Source organism: Syntrophomonas sp. DTU019 (assembly GCA_913757435.1).
GTDB lineage: Bacteria > Bacillota > Syntrophomonadia > Syntrophomonadales > Syntrophomonadaceae > DTU019.
On the sequence record CAJYDM010000005.1, the window covers coordinates 135333 to 155208 of the forward strand.

At 49.6% G+C, this 19876-nt stretch carries 21 protein-coding genes; 18 read left to right on the forward strand and 3 right to left on the reverse strand.

What is annotated here, in order from left to right; all coding sequences use genetic code 11:
- Positions 1-252: 252 nt before the first annotated feature.
- From AC15IQ_RS12585 to AC15IQ_RS12615, 7 genes are all read left to right on the forward strand, one after another.
- Complete coding sequence (locus AC15IQ_RS12585; RefSeq protein ID WP_483179496.1) at positions 253-2049, forward strand: sensor histidine kinase; 1797 nt, start codon at positions 253-255, stop codon at positions 2047-2049.
- A 71-nt stretch (positions 2050-2120) separates the two neighbouring features.
- On the forward strand, positions 2121-2756 hold the full coding sequence (locus AC15IQ_RS12590; RefSeq protein ID WP_483179497.1) for a response regulator: 636 nt from the start codon (positions 2121-2123) through the stop codon (positions 2754-2756).
- Between the two features lie 201 nt (positions 2757-2957).
- Positions 2958-3584, forward strand: coding sequence for a hypothetical protein (locus tag AC15IQ_RS12595; RefSeq protein ID WP_483179498.1), 627 nt, complete (start codon positions 2958-2960; stop codon positions 3582-3584).
- A gap of 77 nt (positions 3585-3661) precedes the next feature.
- A complete protein-coding gene (locus AC15IQ_RS12600) occupies positions 3662-4492 on the forward strand; it encodes a hypothetical protein (RefSeq protein ID WP_483179499.1) in 831 nt (276 codons plus the stop codon).
- Between the two features lie 159 nt (positions 4493-4651).
- Positions 4652-5821, forward strand: a complete 1170-nt coding sequence (locus AC15IQ_RS12605) for a signal peptidase I (protein ID WP_483179500.1) — start codon at positions 4652-4654, stop codon at positions 5819-5821.
- A 164-nt stretch (positions 5822-5985) separates the two neighbouring features.
- Positions 5986-7080, forward strand: a complete 1095-nt coding sequence (locus tag AC15IQ_RS12610; RefSeq protein ID WP_483179501.1) for a DUF5305 family protein — start codon at positions 5986-5988, stop codon at positions 7078-7080.
- A gap of 175 nt (positions 7081-7255) precedes the next feature.
- A complete protein-coding gene (locus AC15IQ_RS12615; RefSeq protein WP_483179502.1) occupies positions 7256-8041 on the forward strand; it encodes an LPXTG cell wall anchor domain-containing protein in 786 nt (261 codons plus the stop codon).
- A 203-nt stretch (positions 8042-8244) separates the two neighbouring features.
- Here AC15IQ_RS12615 and AC15IQ_RS12620 read toward each other — a convergent pair whose 3' ends face one another.
- The 3 genes from AC15IQ_RS12620 to AC15IQ_RS12630 all read right to left on the reverse strand — a co-directional run bounded on the left by AC15IQ_RS12620 (position 8245) and on the right by AC15IQ_RS12630 (position 11161).
- Positions 8245-8772, reverse strand: a complete 528-nt coding sequence (locus AC15IQ_RS12620; protein ID WP_483179503.1) for a hypothetical protein — start codon at positions 8770-8772, stop codon at positions 8245-8247.
- Positions 8773-9236: 464 nt separating this feature from the next.
- Entirely contained in the window at positions 9237-10214 is a 978-nt protein-coding gene (locus tag AC15IQ_RS12625) for a 4Fe-4S binding protein (protein ID WP_483179504.1), read from the reverse strand.
- A 101-nt stretch (positions 10215-10315) separates the two neighbouring features.
- Positions 10316-11161, reverse strand: a complete 846-nt coding sequence (locus AC15IQ_RS12630; protein WP_483179505.1) for a DegV family protein — start codon at positions 11159-11161, stop codon at positions 10316-10318.
- 155 nt (positions 11162-11316) lie between these two features.
- Between AC15IQ_RS12630 and ylxM the strand changes: the two genes are divergently transcribed.
- From ylxM to AC15IQ_RS12685, 11 genes are all read left to right on the forward strand, one after another.
- Positions 11317-11655, forward strand: coding sequence for a YlxM family DNA-binding protein (gene ylxM / locus AC15IQ_RS12635; RefSeq protein WP_483179506.1), 339 nt, complete (start codon positions 11317-11319; stop codon positions 11653-11655).
- Between the two features lie 12 nt (positions 11656-11667).
- Positions 11668-13011 carry a signal recognition particle protein gene (gene ffh / locus AC15IQ_RS12640; protein ID WP_483179507.1) on the forward strand — a complete coding sequence of 448 codons (1344 nt, stop codon included), beginning with the start codon at positions 11668-11670 and terminating at the stop codon, positions 13009-13011.
- 47 nt (positions 13012-13058) lie between these two features.
- The gene (rpsP, locus tag AC15IQ_RS12645; protein WP_483179508.1) at positions 13059-13325 is read left to right on the forward strand and encodes a 30S ribosomal protein S16; all 267 of its coding nucleotides are present in this window, start codon (positions 13059-13061) and stop codon (positions 13323-13325) included.
- A gap of 22 nt (positions 13326-13347) precedes the next feature.
- Positions 13348-13578 carry a KH domain-containing protein gene (locus tag AC15IQ_RS12650; protein ID WP_483179509.1) on the forward strand — a complete coding sequence of 77 codons (231 nt, stop codon included), beginning with the start codon at positions 13348-13350 and terminating at the stop codon, positions 13576-13578.
- Between the two features lie 66 nt (positions 13579-13644).
- Positions 13645-14184, forward strand: a complete 540-nt coding sequence (gene rimM, locus AC15IQ_RS12655) for a ribosome maturation factor RimM (RefSeq protein ID WP_483179510.1) — start codon at positions 13645-13647, stop codon at positions 14182-14184.
- Positions 14174-14944, forward strand: a complete 771-nt coding sequence (gene trmD / locus AC15IQ_RS12660; protein ID WP_483179511.1) for a tRNA (guanosine(37)-N1)-methyltransferase TrmD — start codon at positions 14174-14176, stop codon at positions 14942-14944. Before rimM ends, trmD begins: the two co-directional genes overlap by 11 nt.
- Positions 14944-15522 carry an RNA methyltransferase gene (locus AC15IQ_RS12665; protein WP_483179512.1) on the forward strand — a complete coding sequence of 193 codons (579 nt, stop codon included), beginning with the start codon at positions 14944-14946 and terminating at the stop codon, positions 15520-15522. Before trmD ends, AC15IQ_RS12665 begins: the two co-directional genes overlap by 1 nt.
- Before the next feature lie 161 nt (positions 15523-15683).
- Positions 15684-16034, forward strand: a complete 351-nt coding sequence (gene rplS / locus AC15IQ_RS12670; RefSeq protein ID WP_483179513.1) for a 50S ribosomal protein L19 — start codon at positions 15684-15686, stop codon at positions 16032-16034.
- Between the two features lie 80 nt (positions 16035-16114).
- Positions 16115-16948 carry a ribosome biogenesis GTPase YlqF gene (gene ylqF / locus AC15IQ_RS12675; protein WP_483179514.1) on the forward strand — a complete coding sequence of 278 codons (834 nt, stop codon included), beginning with the start codon at positions 16115-16117 and terminating at the stop codon, positions 16946-16948.
- A 620-nt stretch (positions 16949-17568) separates the two neighbouring features.
- Positions 17569-18120, forward strand: coding sequence for a cob(I)yrinic acid a,c-diamide adenosyltransferase (gene cobO / locus AC15IQ_RS12680; protein WP_483179515.1), 552 nt, complete (start codon positions 17569-17571; stop codon positions 18118-18120).
- 51 nt (positions 18121-18171) lie between these two features.
- Positions 18172-19857 carry a methylmalonyl-CoA mutase family protein gene (locus AC15IQ_RS12685; RefSeq protein ID WP_483179516.1) on the forward strand — a complete coding sequence of 562 codons (1686 nt, stop codon included), beginning with the start codon at positions 18172-18174 and terminating at the stop codon, positions 19855-19857.
- The last annotated feature ends 19 nt before the right edge of the window (positions 19858-19876 follow it).

Genomic DNA, 19876 nt, shown 5'->3' on the forward strand with positions numbered 1-19876 from the left:
CTTTATGCCATTAAAATAACATCGACAATTGTCGTATTTGCAGTAGATATTTTAAAAAGGCTCGAATCTTTGTCGGTCGAATGAAGGGGGAATCGCGCTTCAGATCGAAAAGTGGCGGGAAAAGTCTTAAACAAGGCTTAGATATACTGGAAAAGACTTAGCTTGGCTTTGCTACTTGGGGTGAATAGAAGGTTAGAAGCAGGCATTGTATTATTGAAATGTACTTCATTACATAGAGTGGAAATTGTGCAAATGACTGCATTCACCTCTGAGAACAAAAAGCGAGCCGATGCTTATCCGTGGTGGGAGAAGTTGTGCCAGGATATATTAGCTTCCGGGCGATATGGCGACTTTCGTACCCTGGACCACGTTGCTCTGATCAATCAATTCCTCTATTATGCCCGTTGGGTGCTGCTGCTCTTCAGCGCATCATTATACCTGGTAGGCCCTTTCAATTTCCCCTGGATAATAAAACTGCTGGTTATAGCCACCATGTTGGTGGCCACCGTGTTGGCCATAAGTTTGTACAACAGCGATGATATCAAACAGGTAATGTCGTCATTCGCTAATTTTGATCCGAATGAATCGACTGCAGAGCGGATGCTCAAGCTCTCCCCGCTGCGCACCCTTATAGCCACAGAGACCATGGGAATCGCGCTGTTGATCCTGCCCACCGGGGGCATACAGAGTCCCTTTGTGTGGTATGCGGTGAATCCTCTGCTGGTGGCCTCCATTTTTCTGCCCTGGAGCTATTGCTGGAAGATGTTGCTGCTGTTTCTGTCCACAGCTGTCGGTGCCACCTTGGTATACCCTGGTTTGCCGGGTGCCATGCTCAGCTTCCTGCTGCAACAGGCGGTAATCTTCGCAGCTCTGATATTCGTGACTGCATTGCTGCAACTGACCGCCTACCTCTTGCGCCGACTGATAACAGCATGTATGGGTTTGGAGGAAGCTCATGAGCGCAGCAGTGCCGCTCTGGCACAGATTTCCTCAATACATCAAGCCCTGCAGTCTCTGTCCGAACAGGAGGATGGGAACTCGGCGGCTCAGCTCTTGGCAGAGTATACTATGAAACTCTGCTCTGGCCCGGGTCTCTGCGTTTTGATCGCTCCCGTCGAAAACCACCATCAGCAAATCAGTGAGCCTACACGAATAATCCAGGCTTCAGAGTCTTTCCCCCAGCTAATAGTCCAGCTCATAGCCGATCGACCCTTTGAGAATTTGAATTGCGGAGTCGGCATTATTAAGGAAGAGATTCCAGAGTTGGATGCAGTCCTGGTAATGACACCAGTATGTCATTATGCCGAATACTTCGGCTGGCTGGCTTATCTGCAATCGGACCGGGACAATTCTGTGCATGAGGATTCGCTGGTATACCTGGCCCGGCTGGGGGGTATGACACTGGGACGCTTGAGGGCCAGAGACCTTTGGGGGCGCATTCTGGTCACTGAGGAGCAGAACCGCATTGCCAATGAGATACATGATGGGGTGGCACAATACCTGTTCAGCATGGTTTGTTCACTGCACAGCCTTTCCAAGCAGGATCTGCCCCTGCAGAACTATAGAGTACAGGAACAACTGCAACTGTTGACCGATACCGCTCAGCGCGCCTTCCGTGAACTGCGGGATTCCATTTATCAATTGAGTCCCCGGCAGCGCGGGGACCAGGTCTTCTTAAACAATCTGGCCTTATATCTCGACGACCTGGGGCGCTTGCATCGTGTCCGGGTGGATTTGCAGTATGAAGGCCAGGAGGACAACCTCAGTCCGGTATTGCGCCAGGCTTTGCACCGGGTGGTGCGGGAGGCGGCCAGCAACGCCCTGCGGCATGGCGGCTGCAGCAACCTACAGGTCAAGCTCCGCATGCATCCGGGCAAAACTGAACTATCGGTGGAGGACAACGGTAAAGGTTTTAATAACCGCAGTAAAGAGGCACCGGGAATGGGATTCGCCAATATGCGGCAATTGGCGGAACGCTTCGATGGGGTTTTGAACATAGAGAGTGAACCGGGCAAAGGAACCCGGGTTCATTTGAGCATTCCCCGCTAAGTCTGATACGGCCCCGTTGCGGTGCAGATTTTCTTGCGGTAAAGAGAGGGCAAAGAGAGGGAGGAATGAGCATGAGACTGGTGCTGGTAGACGATCATCCCCTGGTGTTGCATGGCTTGCAGGCTATACTGCAGCTGCAGGGAGACATGGAAGTAGTGGATACTGCAGCCAGTGGAGAGGAGGCCTGCAGATCCCTTGAGTTGCATCAACCGGACATCGCTCTGGTAGATTTACATCTGAACGGGGAATACGGTCTGGATATCATTAAGCGGGGGCGTTATTTAGCACCCCATTGCCGATTCATCATCCTGACCTCATTCAGCAACCGCTGCGACGTAAAACAAGCCCTGACAGAGAAAGTGGACGGATATGTGCTTAAAGAAGCCCTGCCTGATGAACTGGTGACCGCCATCCGCATGGCCGTCAAGGGCAGAACCTACATCGATCCCGGCATAATGCAGTTACTGGTGGAGCCTCAGAACAGCGACCCTTTAGAACAGCTCACCCCGCGCGAGCTGGAGGTTCTCGCCGCACTGTCCCATGGTATGTGCAATCGGGATATTGCTGCCGATCTTTATGTCACTGAATATACCGTCAAAAAACACGTCAGCCAAATACTCGAGAAACTGAATCTGGCCGACCGCACCCAGGCGGCCTTATATGCTTATTCGCGAGGTTTGGGCAAACCCAACTTTCTGTGCAGTTGAAGCCGCTCAATCCTTCTGACCGATGTGATATTTGAAGGCATGGTACAAAAGTATACCTTGAGAAGTGTGTTTTAGGTTATGCGAACAATAGACTGCGGGGTGTAGGGGCGATCACAGGCAGCCTTTATACTGATGATGTAGCCCCAAAGCTTTATACTCAGGCTGCTGATAACCCTGAAACACGCGGGAAGGAGGTTGGTTTTGATTAAAAGCAAAAGGTTCGGGGGCGGCAAATGGCCGGTTATCCTGGTCTGCTTCGCTCTGGTAACAGGGTTGGGTGTTATCGGACCGGCGATGGCTCAATGGGGCGTAAGTCTACATATATTTGAAGATGTTGAGTTGGGTCATATCAGTCTCGGTTTCAGCAGGATCGATAATGATTGGTATGATTCGGGTCTGGCATCTGTAGAAGCCACTGATTACGGAGATTTGGAAAACGGCAAGCTGGTGATCGAAAGCCAGTCGCTGCCGTTGAACGAATCAACCGGAGACTGGACCGGTGAGGTGGTATGGGACTTCAAATATACCATCACCAATAACGGCACTGTTCCAGTTATATTGGAAGACCTGAATACAGTGGAAAGAAATGATTCCTGCGGGGGCATAATCTTCAATCCAGACTCGACAAACAGTTTGGATGAAGAAATAGACCCGGGACAATCGACCAGCGGGGTTATAAGAATCACCTTCTGGGGACCGATCGAGGCAGGGGTCAACCGCTGGGAGTTCGAACTTCCTTATCATCAGTGGAACCTCAAAGATCCTTTTGCCGGATGGCATGATGAGCTTCAGGTGGAAGTTATCATCTATGTAGGAGACAACAGTTAAGGGGGTAGACCCCAAAACTGCAAGCGAGTGTCTTGCTCTTCAAGCAGGCACCGCAGGAGAAGAGGAGGATTTAACCCATGAAGAAAATGAGAGTACTGGCATTAGTTCTGGTATTCGCTTTCGCCGCCCTGGGCGGAGCGTATGCCATGTGGTCCGATACCCTGATAGTTGATGAGACGGTTAAGACCGGTAAGTTGAATGTCAGGTGGGATACTGATATGCATATTCCGGATCCAAGTCCGAATTATTTAGGTTACGAGGGTAATGTTTACGGTACAGATGGTTTGGAAGGCCTAGATGAATTGGACCCCGGCAATCCTAATGACGCCAAAAATATTGGTTTCATGGATGCTAAAGTCGTTAATCAAAAGACTGATGATGATGGTGCTTTCTCCAATAAAGACGACAGTTTAGTAATTACACTGGGTAATGGTTATCCTGGATATCAGGAACGCATCTATACTAAGATTATCAATGATGGCACAGTACCAGCCAAGTTTGACATCGATGCAATAGGAATTCCACCATGGTGCCTGGTGGAAATCTGGTTTGACGCCGATCCCACCAAAGTGAAAGATAACGGTGAAGATTATATGGTCTGGAGCAGCGAGGAAGGTGCTCAATCCATACTGCCCCTGCAGGGCTATCAGATTGATCCTAATGAGGAGATTGCGGTAGCAATATACACCCGTGTTCTGCAGTCAGCTCCTCAAAAGACCACCGAGGCCTTTACAATCAATTTGAAAGCTATTCAGTGGAATGAATTCGGACTCCCTAATGAGGGCATTTATACAAACCCGGATGGAGATAGCGGAATTCTTCCCAGTCAGATAATCACTGAAAATAGAAAAGACCCTAATTACGATGGATCCAGTGGACAGGAACCCGACCCCAAATATACTCCTTAAAACGTAGAATGATCAGACTGCAAAATGGCGGGGAGAAGTAAAACTTCTCCCTATTCTCTTTTCCCTGTAAGGCAATTAGCCAGTGATGAAGGCGAAGCAAGAGCGAATTGCCATTTACTTCCGTTTATCGGATAATATACTAAAAATGCAGGCTCGAATATGGATATTTCTAATAAATTGATCAAGAGAAAATCTGCCCGATATACTATTTCTTTCGCGATAATAATGGTCGCGGCCTTCGTGTTGGATAATTTCCTGTTCGGGCCGCGAATCAAGGGTATGCTCGGTAATTATGTATATCCCACCATAATGTGGCTCCTGGTAATTCTGTTTATGCGCTTGCTTCCAGGTGCCAGTCCCGGATTATCCACCCGTCTGCGCAAACTGATAAACAGCCTGGCAGTGGTCTGTGTCTTTATCGGTATTCTGGGGGCCATGATTCAGGGCATGATGGACGGATTCGGGAAAAGCCCTTTTGACCACAGCCTTCTGGGCATGACCGTAAATGTCATCAGTGTGGGGACTTTTGTTGCTGCAATTGAGTTGACCCGGAGCTGGTTGATGCAGCGCCATTTCAAACACCGGCCAGCAATGGGAGTCACTCTCATAGGCCTGCTCTATTCGGCTTTCTCCATACCTATGGCCAAATTAATGAACCTGGAGGGACTAAAGAACATTCTTGAATTTGCAGGCTCCACCGCCTTGCCGGAGATATCGGCCAGTGTGCTTACTTCTTACCTGGCTCTTGCGGGTGGATTCTGGCCGGCATTTATTTACCATGGCGGTTCCAGCCTTTTTGAGTATTTATCTCCGGTGTTGCCTAATGTGGGGGTGGTCAGTTCCACTTTGATCGGTACAGTTACTCCTATCCTCACCCTTATCCTGGTGCAGCAGATTTTTACAGAAGAGAAAGGATATAACAAAGCCCGCAGAGAAGAAAATCATTTAGGCTGGGCGGTGGGCAGCGTAACCGCCATTGTCTTGATATGGTTCTGTATGGGGGTTTTCAGCTTTGTGCCCCGGGTAATAGTCAGCGGCAGCATGGTTCCCACCATCGATATCGGCGACATAATTGTAGTCAAAAAAATGCCCGGGGAAATGGTGGAATACGGCGATATAATCATGTTCCAGCTGGGCAGTATGAAGGTCGCGCATCGCATTGTAAGTGTTAAAGAGGAGGAGGGGCGGCGGGTGTTCACCACCCAAGGGGATGCTTATGACAGTCCCGATGCAGATCCGGTGACTGAAAAGGCAGTAATCGGCAAAGTGGTCGTGGTGATCCCCAAGGCAGGCTGGATTACCATGGCCTTGAGGGGCTGGATAAGTTGACCTGATGTCATCGATAATTTATGAACCTGCTTGCAACGTATCTTAAGCGGAATTCAACCTTTGTGCTTCTGCATGAGCTTTGGGTCAAATCAACTGCGAGAGTTGAGTCAGATAGATAATTACCAATACACATATTCTTTCCATTTCAGAAGAGGAGGTCAATAATGCGCAGGATATCCGTATCGACCCGCACTCGCACAATCATTGTCATCACTCTGGCGGCTTTGATATTGCTATCAGCCGTCTACAGTATAAAAAGTTTCTTAAATCCTACCTACACAGAGGGCCAGACCGAACTGTATAAAAGCATTCATAAAGCTCAACTAGACTACAGAGTGATACTTGCTCCCAACAACTTCTTCCCGGAACCTTCCGCCGGGCCGGGCCGGGCTTACCTATTGCCTTTGACCAGTTACATCGAGACCAACCTGGTCTATCAGTTTGAGGGCCAGTCTGCGGCGGAATTGTCAGGCAATTACCGGGTCGTGGCCACCATGACAGGCTACGTTTTGAAGGACATTAAAGGTGTTCAAGGGACTGAAAGACAGCGTGTCATGGTCTGGGAAAAAAGCAATGAACTGCTGCCTGCGACTCCATTTAAAACCCAGGATAAATCTTTTGTCTTGCGGCAGACGGTGCCGGTGGTATTAATAGATTACGTTAATTTCGTAAACAGCCTGCGGGAAACCTACCGAGTAGGGGTAGACATTGTGGAACTGGTGGTGCGCTACCATGTCAACGCCAACACTACAACTGCTGAAGGCAGCGCAGAGACCCAGCTGGCCCCTGCTATCGTTATTCCCATCGGCGAGGAGGCCTTTATGGTGGAAGGCAATTTAACTGACCAGAAGCCTGCCAACATCACTCAGGTTACAAGTGTTCCGGTGCCCGGGGCTATGATGAAACGCATCATCGGTGTAGCGGTTACGGTATTTTTGCTGCTGGCCCTGCTGGCTGTGCTTAAATACACCGAAGCCGCTGCAAGCAATAAATCGGAAAAAGAGCTGGTCAATATCATCAACAAGCATGGCAGCCGCATGATAGAGTTGCAGTCTGTATTGCCGCATGATCTGCTGGCCAGCATGCTTAAAGTGGCCAGCTTCGATGATCTGATCAAACTGGCCGATGAGACCAGTCAACCGATTCTCTATGAGAATCTCACTCCCCGCAGACACTGCTTCTATGTGCGTCACCTTGAGACTCTGTATGGTTATCAAATGGAAGTTGAAGAGCAATTCGACTCCTACTTGCCGGTATAGAGGCCGTGCCGGGTATATATGGTACTTTAGTGTAGGCTCTGACTATCCTCCAGACTAGGCTTAAAATAGACTCGCGAACCTCGCCAGGTCTGAAGGCTAACAGTATATTTAAGGTAGCACTATTATGTCGGTTGACAATGTCGGCTCCATGAGGACTAAAGGAGGTGGGTATCGATTGAAGGCTGTTAGGTATTTATTGCTGATTACCGTTATGCTCTTGCTGTTGACAGGAACAGCTATGGCGACGGATGAGTATAAAAACCTGATAGAATGGGCGGGAATTCCCAGTTCCAGTGATCCGCCCGGAACATTAGATTACATGGACCCGGGTAATCCCAACAGCGCTGATCGCAGGGATATTGGCACTACCAGCTGCGAGGTCAATGCTGCCGGAGACCTGGTATGTACCATGACCGGCACCTACCCCGGCTATCAGGCCTATATCGCTGCCACACTGGCTAATGTGACCCGCCACCCGGTTAAGATTACTGCGGTCAGAATAGTTGATAAGCCAGAGGCCTTGATTGTAGATGCCGGAAACCTGGAAGGCCACTCTTTAGTGGGAAAAATCATACCGAAGAACAGCAGCATTGATATCCGCATAATCACCCGCATGGGTGATATTGAGCAGGACAGCAGCTATCGCTTTAAAATTATCATCGAAGCCGTACAGGAGATGTCAGACGATAATGGCAACGGAGATGGCGGCAACGGCGACAATGGTGACGGTAGTAACGGAGAGACTTTACATGACGAAGACAGAAATGATGAACCCGCCCAGCGGGAGGAGGTCCAGGTTGAAGAACCTCCGGTGAGCAAGCCCCCGGTGAAACTCCTGGAAACCATCAAGCTCCCCATAGAACTGCCTGAATTGCCCAAAACCGGCGCCGATATGCTGGCATTCATGGGAGCAGGCTTAGCCCTGGGAGGCATTGGTTATATGCTGAGGCGCTTCTTCTAAATCTGCGATGAATCGCAACCATAGAAGGCATTAAAGACCGGTCAGCCAGGCTGCCGGTCTTATTATTATTCATTCAACTGTACGCCTGCATTGTTCACTGCAGATGCCAATATGCTGGAGCCTGGGGGAACAGGTTGTGCACGGCATTGGTTGCTAAGGCACTCCAATTCTGAATTCCAACTTCCGAATGGTATTATTTATATCTATTGTTCACTCAGGCATAAATCTGCTATCTTCCATTGTCCATCGGTAAAATGTTGGGTCACTTGATAGATGTAGCGGTCGCCAGGCTGGTAACAGTCTGTGAGCGGGACCATGATCACAGTACTTTCCCCATGACGGGTGATAGCTGCCTTTTCCCGGTGGGCTGCGGTGAGGTAAGGGATGCCTTCGCAAGGAATGATGCGCAAATTACCCTGATCATCGGTAAAGGTGTAGGCCTCAAGAATATCCGCTGCCAGGGAGGCTTCAAATCCTCCTGACAAATAATCGTAAGCATCGGCATAGCTGCGGCCATGGCTGGAAACTGGATAAACCTCTGCGGCCTCGATATCAGCGAAGAATGATGCTAATAGATCGAACGAATTGACGGCCTGGTTATATGCGTCAACAGGCGGTTCCGGCTTCTCTTTGCCCATATCAAATGAGCGGGCGTTTGTACCCATTACCAGGCTGCTCCACCACAGAAACAACAGCAGTGTAAACCCCAAAGCTCGGTGGACATTGTACAAGTGCCCCATCCTCTCTATAATGGCTCATAAATATCATTATAAGAAAATGGTGCGCTTCCACAAGCACAGCTTTCCGCCGCTATTCCCCATTTGTCGGGAATGCAGCGAATCGGGTCGAAGGTACTGAGGCCACAAGAAGATGCCTGGCGATAAGTGCCTTTAGCTGTACAAATTGGATGACTCGATCATTCCCAGCTGGATATGAGCGGGCCAGTCAAGCGTTGGAGAATAGGCCTGTTAGGCCGATGCTTATCACCTTGTGGCTATTCTGGGGAGAAAATAGGTCTGCTTTCGTAAAATATGTCATAGTTCAACAAGGGCTTTAGCACCTGGCGTCGATGCTATACTGTTCTCCCAGGTCGGAGCAGCTAGCCCCCACTTATCCGCCCACCTTATGTTCAGATCTTTGTCAAGAGTTCACTGCGTGCTGCTGCAATACTTAGGAAAAGCAAGGTTATTGTACATCAGTCCGGTATGTGTTTAAGCTTTAAATACCGTTGATAGACCTCATCGTAGCTCAATTTGGTAAAGGTGCATTCTTTTATGCATATTGTGCAGCCTTGCTGTTTTACGAAGACCGGCAGGCATCTCTCCCTGACTATATGCGTCTTTCGCCCGGAATGATGTTGAATCGGTTGCTCCAGAATGGCCTTTGACGGACAGGACTTGATGCATTTTCCGCAGCTCTGACAAAACTCGGCGATCCAGTCATGATCATTACCAGTGGTGATGGGGAGATTGTCGATGTTGACGAATATGGCTGCAATCCTCTGAAGGGCACCGAATTGGGGGGTTATCAACAGCCCATGTCGGCCAAACCAGCCCATTCCGGCGGCGACCGCCAGGGCCGGGTATATAACCAGGCCCCCCAGAGGATGACTGGCCTGGGCTTGAAACCCCATGCTTCTTAGATGATCTGTCAACAGGTTGGTAGTCCGGCCCAGGGTATCATAGGTGGACATCACCATTTTGAAAGTCTCCACACTGGGAGCTTTCATTATGGCAGTCTTATCCATTTCCGAAAGCAGTACGATAGCCTTATCATACAGGACCGCCCGGTCCTTAAATATTAGATTAGGGGCTAGTTGAGTGTATCCAATAGCGCCGATTCCAAGTGAACAGGCCAATTCCTCTAGTTCCCTCAACTGGCCTTCGGAAATGGTGTGCTTACTGGTGGGGGGATTACTGTTGATGCTCTTAATAGCTTTTACGCCCTGGCTAATACAAGAACTGAGGCTGGGGCCGACCACAGGCAGGTTATTCAGACTAAAGGGCACCTCTCCCCCACCTGGAATTCTATCTGGATTGGGCCAGCTTTTTTCAGGGGAGTCTGGGCTGGCCTGATATGCATTATTTAAAGAAGTCAGACTGCGCTCTAAAGCAAACCAATTAGAAACCCGGTGCTGAATAATCTTGAGTATGGCCTTTTCAATAAAATTCATTGCAACCCCCTATGGCATGACTGCAGGCAGCGGAACACAACCTGATTTACCACCTGAGGATAGTCAGCATCTTGATTCTTCGCCAGTATGGCCTCCACATATTATATCTCGTAAAAACAGACCCCTAGAAGCCCCGGTCCTGTGTGTACTCCCAATACCGGGGATATCTGCGAGCCGGTAATCTCCTTGATATTGGGCAGCTTTTTGAAACGCTCCACCAGGAGGGCATGCTCCTGGGGAGCACCGCCGTGGACCACGGCGAGATTTATTTCTCGGTCTTTAACGGCCTGCTCTACGATTTCCACTAATTTCTCAATGGACTTACGACGTCCTTTGGCTTTACAGAAGGTGTAATACTCTCCATCGGAATTTACCGAGATCACCGGCTTCAAGTGCAGGAATTCGCCGATCATACCCGCCACTTTTCCGATGCGCCCGCCTCTGCGCAGATACTCCAGGGTTTCCAGTATATAATATACCCGGGCCTTTTCCTGTAAGGCCTGAATGTTCTCCAGTATGTTGTCAAATTTCCATCCCGCCTTAATATTGCGGGCGGCATTGATGACCATCCATCCGGTTCCCATGGAAAGGGTGCGGGTATCGATCACCTGTATCTTGAGATTCTTTATCTCGTCAGCCACCATTTTTACTGAATCATAGGTGCCGGACAGGGCGCTGGAAATATGCAGGGCGATGCAGTGAGTAAAGCCTTCCTGTATGATTTCTTCGAAGGCGGTACGAATATCATGCGGGGAGGGCATGGAAGTAGTAGGTATCTCTTTAGGCATACGACCGTATACCTCGTCAGGTTGAATGTCGATCCGGTCTGCATATTCGCGGTCGGGATAGATTACCCTCGCCGGTAACACCTTAATACCGTTTTCTTCGACGAAATCAGGGGGCAGGTCACTCATGCTGTCACATACCAGGGCTATTTTTTCCGCCATTATTAGCTCTCCTCCGCATTTATTTGTTGTATCCATTGTAGAATATTGCCATCCTGCGGTAAAGCAAGTTTAAAGCTTTAGGTTGACATTTAAACCCTTAGCCTTTACAATTTAACGGGTAAAGCATTTTTACTTTACACTAGAGGTGCAAGACTATGCTGGAAAAAATGGAACGGGTCATCATGCTCAAGGACGTTTACGGCCCGCTATTGACAGATAAGCAAGCCCAGGTATTATCCTGGTATTATGAACAGGACTTATCCTTGACCGAGATCGCGGAATTGTTGGATATCAGCAAACAGGCGGTATACGATCTTTTGAGACGCAGCGAGAAAACCCTGCAGGAATATGAGAAGCGACTCGGTTGGCTGCAACGGTTCGGTGTAATGCGTCAGGAGTTGGAAGGGGTCTGTGCTTTACTTGCAGGCCCTTGTGACGATGAGATCCGCCATCAAGCGGTAAAGACCCTGCGGACTCTGTTGGAGTCCCTGTAAAGGAGAGATACTGTGGCTTTTGAAGGTTTATCGGATAGGCTGCAAGACATTTTTAAGAAACTGCGCGGCAAAGGCAAGATCAGCGAAGAAGACGTCAAAGTGGCTATGCGTGAGATCCGACTGGCCCTTTTGGAGGCTGATGTCAACTTCAAAGTGGTCAAAGACTTTGTCAGCCGGATCCGCGAGCGTGCCGTCGGTCAGGAGGTTCTGCAGAGCCTGACCCCGGGACAACAGATAGTAAAAATCGTCCACGATGAAATGACTGCCCTGATGGGCGGTTCAGAGACCAAATTGAATCTCTCTTCCCGCAATCCCACCGTATTGATGGCCGTGGGGCTGCAGGGTGCTGGTAAAACCACCACCGTAGCCAAACTGGGCAAAACCCTGGTCAAGCAGGGCAGGCGGCCGCTCCTGGTTGCCTGTGATATATACCGGCCCGCGGCCATTAAACAGTTGCAAGTCTTGGGGGAACAGACCGGCATTCCGGTATACAGCCAGGGTCAGACGAATCCGGTAGACATCGCCCAATCTTCCCTGGAATATGCCCGCAGCAACAACCGGGACATAGTCATCCTGGATACTGCCGGGAGGCTGCATATAAATGAAGAAATGATGGATGAACTGAAGAACATCCAGAACACTGTCAATCCAGATGAAATCATGCTGGTGGTCGATGCTATGACCGGTCAGGATGCGGTCAATGTAGCGGAAAACTTTAATGCCCAACTGCACTTGACAGGTGTCATCCTCACCAAACTGGACGGTGACACCAGGGGCGGGGCAGCCTTATCTGTAAAAGCGGTCACCGGCTGTCCCATCAAATTCGTGGGCATGGGTGAGAAGTTGGATGCACTGGAGATTTTCCATCCCGACCGGATGGCTTCCCGTATTCTGGGTATGGGAGATGTGCTCAGCCTGGTTGAAAAGGCTCAGGCCAGCATCGACCGCGACAAAGCCCTGGAGATGGAGCGCAAGATCCGTCAGCAGGAGTTTACCCTGGAGGATTTCAAGGAGCAGATGCAGCAGGTCAAATCCATGGGGCCATTGGATGAACTCTTAGGTATGATACCGGGTATGGGCAAACAGCTTAAAAACATGCAGATCAGTGTGGATGAAAAGGACATCGCCCATATAGAAGCCATCATCAGTTCAATGACTCCTAAGGAGCGCCGCAACCCGGATATTTTAAACGGCAGTCGCAAAAAGCGTATTGCCCGCGGCAGCGGCACCCGGGTCCAGGATGTGAACCGGCTGGTCAAGCAGTTTGAAGAATCCCGCAAACTGATGAAGCAGTTTTCGGATATGGGCAAGAAGGCTAAAAAAGGTGGCCTGCCACCTTTTAAGTTACCATTCTAATACACCGTGGGTTAACGCCTGCGGCGAATATTTAAGGAGGTTAAGAAATGGCAACTAAGATCAGGTTGAGAAGAATGGGGGCCAAAAAAAGACCTTTCTATCGCGTGGTAGTGGCAGATTCACGCTCTCCTCGTGATGGCAGGTTTATTGAGGAACTGGGTTACTATGATCCCAACACCGACCCGGCTACCGTCAAGATAGATGAGGCCAAAACCCTGGAATGGCTCGCCAGTGGGGCCCGGCCTTCAGATACAGCCAAGTCCCTGTTGAAAAAACAAGGTATCCTGGCCAAGTACAATGAAAGCCGCAAGTAGCCGATACGGGGGGTGAAGCTACATGAAGGAACTTGTGGATTATATCGCTAGGCTTCTGGTAGATAAACCAGAAGATGTGGTGGTTAACGAAACCGAGGACGACAAAGCCGTTCTCATCGAACTTCGGGTAGCCCCGGAAGATATGGGTAAGGTGATCGGCAAACAGGGTAAAATCGCCAAATCGATACGCACCCTGACCAAAGCTGCCGCCGCCAAAGAAGGCAAAAAAGTAGTGGTGGAAATTATTCGATAGGGCAAGAGCGCCCTATCGTTTTCCTTCCCCGGCGGGGAAAATACCCGATCCGGAGGTTGTTAAAACATGGATGACAGACTGGTGAGTATTGGAAAAATCACAGGAACCTACGGAATCAAAGGATGGGTGAAAGTAGCTCCTCTGAGCGATTTCCCAGAGCGCTTTGCTTCCTTGACGGAAGTTGCCGTGAACAGCCGCGGGGTGGTTACAGTGATGCCAGTTGAAGCTTCCAAACCACATCAGCATGGTTATCTGCTTAAACTTGAGGGCATCGACAGCCCTGAACAGGCTCAAACCTTAAATAGATCCCTCTTGCAGATAGATGAAAGCGAACTTCATCCGTTGCCAGAAGGGGTCTACTATCATTTCCAGCTAAAGGGACTTGAGGTCTATGACAGCAGATTGGGTCGGCTGGGGTTCTTGACCGAGATTCTGGAAACCGGAGCCAATGATGTTTATGTGGTTGATTCACCACACTATGGGGAGATTCTCATTCCGGCCTTAAAAGAAGTTATACTGCAGGTGGATTTAGAGACGGGTCGCATGGAAGTAGCCTTGCTGCCCGGACTGCTGGCTGAGCGGGAAAAACCCCTGAATGAGGAATGATCAGCCTGAAATGGAGAGTATCAAATTGCAAATTGATATTTTGACTCTTTTTCCGGCTATGTTCTCTGCGCCATTCGCCGAGAGCATTATCAAAAGAGCGGTTGAAAAGGGTATACTGCAAATTACCATCACCGACATACGCAGCTTTGCTGAAGGCAGACACCTGCAGGTGGATGATTACCCCTATGGAGGTGGGGCGGGGATGGTAATGAAAGCGGATGTAGCAGGCCGGGCCTTAGCCGCCCGCAAGACCCCTGGCTGCCATACCATTTATCTCTCGCCGCGGGGAAAGCAGCTGGACCAGAATAAGGTCCAGGAGTTGTCCGGCTTTGATCATCTGGTGTTGTTGTGCGGCCATTACGAAGGCATCGACGAGCGGGTCATGAAATATATCGATGAGGAAATATCCATTGGCGATTATGTGCTGACCGGCGGAGAACTGCCGGCTATGGTCCTGGTAGATGCGGTGGCCCGCCTCTTGCCGGGTGTATTAGGCGATGATTACTCCAGCCAAGAGGAGTCATTCAGCTCCGGGCTTCTGGAATATCCCCATTACACACGCCCGGCAGTCTATAATGGAGAGGAGGTCCCGGAGGTGCTGATTTCCGGGCACCATGAGAACATCCGCCGTTGGCGGCTGCAGGAGAGCCTGCGCCAGACCCTGCTGAAAAGGCCCGACCTGTTGTTACAGCGCAGCTTTAGCGCCGAGGAGCGTAAACTCCTGGAAGCCATCCTTTTTGACCGGAAAGAGGTGGACTGATGGAAGGCGATCGGGTCTATGTGGCCTTGATGCATTATCCTATGTACAACAAGCGCATGGAAGTGGTGGCCACTTCGATCACCAATCTGGATTTGCATGATATATCCCGGGCCTGCCGCACCTTCCAGGTGAAGCGCTTTTTTGTGGTCCATCCCTCCAAGAATCAGCAGCAGCTGATCGAGGATATCCTGAGTTACTGGCAAGAGGGCTTTGGCGGGGAATACAATCCTGACCGACGTGAGGCCATGAACACAGTAATGCTATGCAGCGACCTGCAGGAGGTTTTAATGCATATCGGACGGGATACAGTTCAAGAGGTAAAAACCGTGGCAACCGATGCCAGGACCTATCCCAACACTGTGACCTATCGCGATTTGCGCGCTCAGATCGGCTGTCATGACAAAACCTGGCTGCTGCTGTTCGGCACCGGCTGGGGGATGAGCCGAGAAATGATGGCTATGTGCGATTATGTTTTAGAGCCTATTGGTATGGTTTCTGACTACAACCATCTATCAGTGCGCAGTGCGGTTTCCATCATCCTGGATCGGCTTTTAGGGGAAGCCTGGTATGAAGCTTGATTGACCAGCAGGGGCCAACAGGGCCATTAACACATTTTTAGCGGCGTGCTTGTAGGAACCGTTTAATAATGATATAATCACTTTGTTCTATGTAAACAAAGGTGGTCCGCTGCATTGATAAGATGATAATGTATGAACACCTTGTATAAGGAGGTAAAACCGTGCAGGACATCATTAGATCCATTGAGGAAGAACAGCTCAAAAAAGACCTTCCTGATTTCAGACCGGGAGACACTGTCAAAGTCCATGTCAAGGTTGTGGAAGGCAATCGGGAGAGAATCCAGATATTCGAAGGCACCGTCTTAAAAATCAGAGGGGCCGGGCTTTCGAGAACATTCACCGTGCGCCGTATCACTTACGGGGTGGCTGTGGAGAGAACATTCCTGATCAATTCACCGCGCATCGCCAAGGTGGAGATCACCCGCCGCGGTAAGGTGCGCCAGGCCAGACTGTTCTATCTGCGGGGTTTGACCGGCAAGAAAGCCCGTGTCAAAGAAAAACGCAGATTCTAAAGCGGCACATAGTATATAATGAAGTAAGCGGAGAGAATACCAACAGGTATTCTCTTTAATTTTAGCTGGGAGGCGGCACATTGATACAATGGTTTCCAGGGCACATGGTCAAAGCCCGTCGGGAGATAGAAGAAAACCTTAAACTGGTGGACGTAGTGATAATGCTTTTAGATGCCCGTGCCCCTATGGCCTGCCGCAACCCGGAACTGGAGAAAATGATCCGCCATAAAAGCCTAATTTTAGTCCTGAATAAAATCGACCTGGCTGAATCGAGGCGCACTGCGCGCAGCAAACAGCTGTTGAAGAAACAGGGCTATCGGGTGGCGGCCATGGACTCGGTACATTGCCGGGGCAGCAAACAGCTGCTGAATCTGGTGCAAGAGGCTTATGCTCCCCAGGCTGAGGCTATGCTGAAAAAAGGCCGCCGTGTCCGTCCGGTGAGGGTCATGGTGGTAGGGGTCCCCAATGTTGGCAAATCCACCTTTTTGAACTGCCTGGCAGGACGAAAAATGGCCCGGGTAGGGGAAAAACCCGGGGTTACCCGTGGCAAGCAGTGGCTTAGGATCCGGGAGGACATTGAACTGCTTGATACACCTGGATTAATGTGGCCTAAAATTGAAGATGAAAAGCAGGGTTTAAAACTAGCCTTGTTGAATATAATAGGTGAGAATGCGTACCAGGAATATGATGTCGCCTTTTATCTGGTTGAATACCTCAAAGAGAAACACCCGGAGGTCCTGCAAGAGCGTTACCGGGTGAAAGATGTGGATCAGCCGACAGAGGATATCATGGCAGCCATCGCTGCTGCCAGAGGCCTTTTACTTAAAGGCGGCGAAGCTGATCTGGACAAGGTCAGCCGCCTGGTTTTGCAGGAGTACCGTCGTGGCACCATGGGTTCTATAAGTCTGGAGTAAGTCATAGAATCTGAGGGAGAGAGATATACAAAGCCGATTGTAATGCCTGTTACAAAAGATATAAAAAATGAATTTACACACTGTAGCAACTGATATATAATATACATTAATATAGTTGGGATACAAACAAAATCCCGCCACACCTCAGAGATATCAGACCTACTTAAAAAAAATTAATAAGCAAGCCAACATAATATTCATCTTACACCAATCTCTGCACAATCCTACATTACGGCTGGTTTATTCAGCGAGAGCCTTGAGCCCCTGCGGATCTTAGTTATCATGTCCATTGTTAACGAGGGGGGGTGAACGGCAGGCCGTTATGTCAAACCAGGCCGGTACGGGTTTTGTACCTATCCGTACACAAGTGATTTCTCTTTATCAAACTTTCTCTTTATCGTGGAAACAGAATCTGCCTAATATGCTCACTGTTGTTGTATAGCGAGCAATGCACCAGTAATGGTATTTCTGTTTACCGCCATGGGGTATAGCCCTTGGGGTATAGCCCTTGGGGTATAGTCGTAATCAATAAACACCCATAACGGGCAATGGGATGTTAAAGGGACGGCCATCTCTGTTGACCGTATCGCTAGCAGACCATTGGAAGAGGGGACCTTGACATGTCAATTGAAGTAAAAGCAGACAACTTAGCCAAACAAGGCCTGATTATGGTGTTTACGGGTGACGGCAAGGGCAAGACTACCGCAGCTTTTGGCCAGGCTTTAAGAGCTGTAGGCCACGGCTACCGGGTTTGCATCATCCAATTTATGAAAGGTCGGCTTTATGGGGAAGTCCTGGCCATTCAAAAATCTTTGCCCGATATTGATTTGTACCAATACGGGTTGGACAGTTTTGTGATGCGTGACAAGCCGGCACCGATCGATGTGGAGTTGGCCCAGCAAGGGTTGGAGAAAGCCAAAGAGCTAGTTGCGAGCGGCAGGTATGACATGATTATCCTGGACGAAATCATTGTAGCATTGGACTTCAAGCTTATTTCCGAGGATGAGCTCCTGAACCTGCTGTCAGGAAAACCAGCGGAGATGGATATCATTCTTACTGGGAGATACGCTTCCCCAAGAATTCTGGAAAAAGCTGATATGGTTAGTGAGGTTAGGGAAATCAAACACCATTACAATGCCGGGGTGAGAAATCAAACCGGGATTGAGTATTGATCCAAGCGAGTTGGATAAGGGGTAATTAAAACTAATTTGAGGAGGGGTAACATGTTATTTACCCAAGAATTGTTGGACAAATCAAGTCTGCTGCGTAAAAAATGGGAAGATGAAGTAAAACGCGTCGTCGCTAAGAATCCGGATCAGAAAGCCAATTGGAGTACCGTTTCCGACCTGGATATCAAACGCATCTATGGTCCCGAAGATATCGCTGGTATGGACTTTGAAAAAGACATCGCATATCCGGGCCAATACCCGTTTCTCCGTGGTGTCCAGGCTACCGGCTACAGAGGCAAATACTGGACTTTCCGTATGTTCTCCGGGATGGGTACTGCTGTAACCACCAATGAAAGATGGCATTATCTGTTAAACAATGGTCAAACCGGTCTTTCCACCGCTTTTGACTTCCCCACCCTGATGGGCTATGACACCGACTCCCCCAAGGCCAAAGGCGAATGCGGCAAATGCGGCGTGGCCATTGACACCATCGAAGACTTTTTCGACCTCACCAGGGGAATTCCCTTAGGCAAAGTTTCCACTTCCATGACCATCAACCCGCCCGCTACCATTCTATGGGCTATGTATTGCGCCACTGCTGATATTCAGGGCATTCCTCTGACCCAGCTGTCTGGTACCATCCAGAACGACATGTTGAAGGAATTTATTGCCCAGAAGACCCTGATGTGCCCGCCCGATCCCTCAGTCAAGCTGATTTCGGATACTATTGAATTCGGCACCAAATATGTTCCCAAGTGGAACACCGTCAGCATCAGCGGCTACCACATCCGTGAAGCCGGCGCTACCGCTGTTCAGGAATTAGCCTTCACCCTGCGTGATGGCATGGAATATGTTGAAGACGTAATCAGAAGAAAAGGCCTGCCGGTTGACAGCTTTGCACCGCGTCTGTCTTTCTTCTTCAACTCCCACATAGACTTCTTTGAAGAAATCGCTAAAATGCGTGCTGCCAGAAGGATCTGGGCCAAAGGTATGCGTGAACGTTACGGCTCCACCGATGAGAGATCCTGGTGGCTGCGCTTCCACACCCAGACTGCTGGCTGCTCACTGACCGCACAGCAGCCTTACAACAACGTAGTAAGAACTGCTACCGAAGCTCTGGCTGCAGTACTTGGCGGAACCGCATCACTGCACACCAACTCCCTGGATGAAGTGCTCTGCCTGCCTTCCGACCATGCGGTACAGATCGCACTCCGGACCCAGCAGATCATCGCTGAGGAAACCGGCGTAGTCAACACCATCGACCCCTTGGCAGGCTCCTACTTCGTAGAAGCTCTGACCAACGAAATGGAAGAAAAAGCTTGGGAATACATCCACAAGATAGACGAACTAGGCGGCATGGTCGCAGCTATCGAAAAGGGCTTCCCGCAGCTTGAGATCTCCGACGCAGCTTACAAGTTCCAGCGCCAGATCGATGCCGGCGAAAAGGTGATGATCGGTGTCAACAAGTACAATGTCGAGAATGAAGAAGTTGATATTCCGCTGGTTGAAATCGATGAAACCGTTGAAAAAGAACAGCTCGAAAGACTGGCTGCTGTTAAGAGAAACCGTGACAGCAAGAGAGTCAAAGAGTGCCTGGAAGACATCAAGAAAGCCTGCGAAAAAGGCGAGAATGTTATGCCTTATTGCATCGAGGCGGTTAAAGCCCGGGCCAGTGTTCAGGAAATCTGCGACGTTTATCGGGAAGTTTACGGCGAATACCGTGACCCCGGCATATACTAGAAATTGTAGTTTAGAAGGA

Excerpts from the sequence above, each read along its gene's own strand:
- AC15IQ_RS12585 (WP_483179496.1), top strand. The coding sequence starts at position 253 with ATGACTGCATTCACCTCTGAGAACAAAAAGCGAGCCGATGCTTATCCG.
- AC15IQ_RS12590 (WP_483179497.1), top strand. The coding sequence starts at position 2,121 with ATGAGACTGGTGCTGGTAGACGATCATCCCCTGGTGTTGCATGGCTTG.
- AC15IQ_RS12600 (WP_483179499.1), top strand. The coding sequence starts at position 3,662 with ATGAAGAAAATGAGAGTACTGGCATTAGTTCTGGTATTCGCTTTCGCC.
- AC15IQ_RS12605 (WP_483179500.1), top strand. The coding sequence starts at position 4,652 with ATGGATATTTCTAATAAATTGATCAAGAGAAAATCTGCCCGATATACT.
- AC15IQ_RS12610 (WP_483179501.1), top strand. The coding sequence starts at position 5,986 with ATGCGCAGGATATCCGTATCGACCCGCACTCGCACAATCATTGTCATC.
- AC15IQ_RS12625 (WP_483179504.1), bottom strand. The coding sequence starts at position 10,214 with ATGAATTTTATTGAAAAGGCCATACTCAAGATTATTCAGCACCGGGTT.
- AC15IQ_RS12630 (WP_483179505.1), bottom strand. The coding sequence starts at position 11,161 with ATGGCGGAAAAAATAGCCCTGGTATGTGACAGCATGAGTGACCTGCCC.
- ylxM (WP_483179506.1), top strand. The coding sequence starts at position 11,317 with ATGCTGGAAAAAATGGAACGGGTCATCATGCTCAAGGACGTTTACGGC.
- rpsP (WP_483179508.1), top strand. The coding sequence starts at position 13,059 with ATGGCAACTAAGATCAGGTTGAGAAGAATGGGGGCCAAAAAAAGACCT.
- AC15IQ_RS12650 (WP_483179509.1), top strand. The coding sequence starts at position 13,348 with ATGAAGGAACTTGTGGATTATATCGCTAGGCTTCTGGTAGATAAACCA.
- rimM (WP_483179510.1), top strand. The coding sequence starts at position 13,645 with ATGGATGACAGACTGGTGAGTATTGGAAAAATCACAGGAACCTACGGA.
- trmD (WP_483179511.1), top strand. The coding sequence starts at position 14,174 with ATGAGGAATGATCAGCCTGAAATGGAGAGTATCAAATTGCAAATTGAT.
- AC15IQ_RS12665 (WP_483179512.1), top strand. The coding sequence starts at position 14,944 with ATGGAAGGCGATCGGGTCTATGTGGCCTTGATGCATTATCCTATGTAC.
- cobO (WP_483179515.1), top strand. The coding sequence starts at position 17,569 with ATGTCAATTGAAGTAAAAGCAGACAACTTAGCCAAACAAGGCCTGATT.
- AC15IQ_RS12685 (WP_483179516.1), top strand. The coding sequence starts at position 18,172 with ATGTTATTTACCCAAGAATTGTTGGACAAATCAAGTCTGCTGCGTAAA.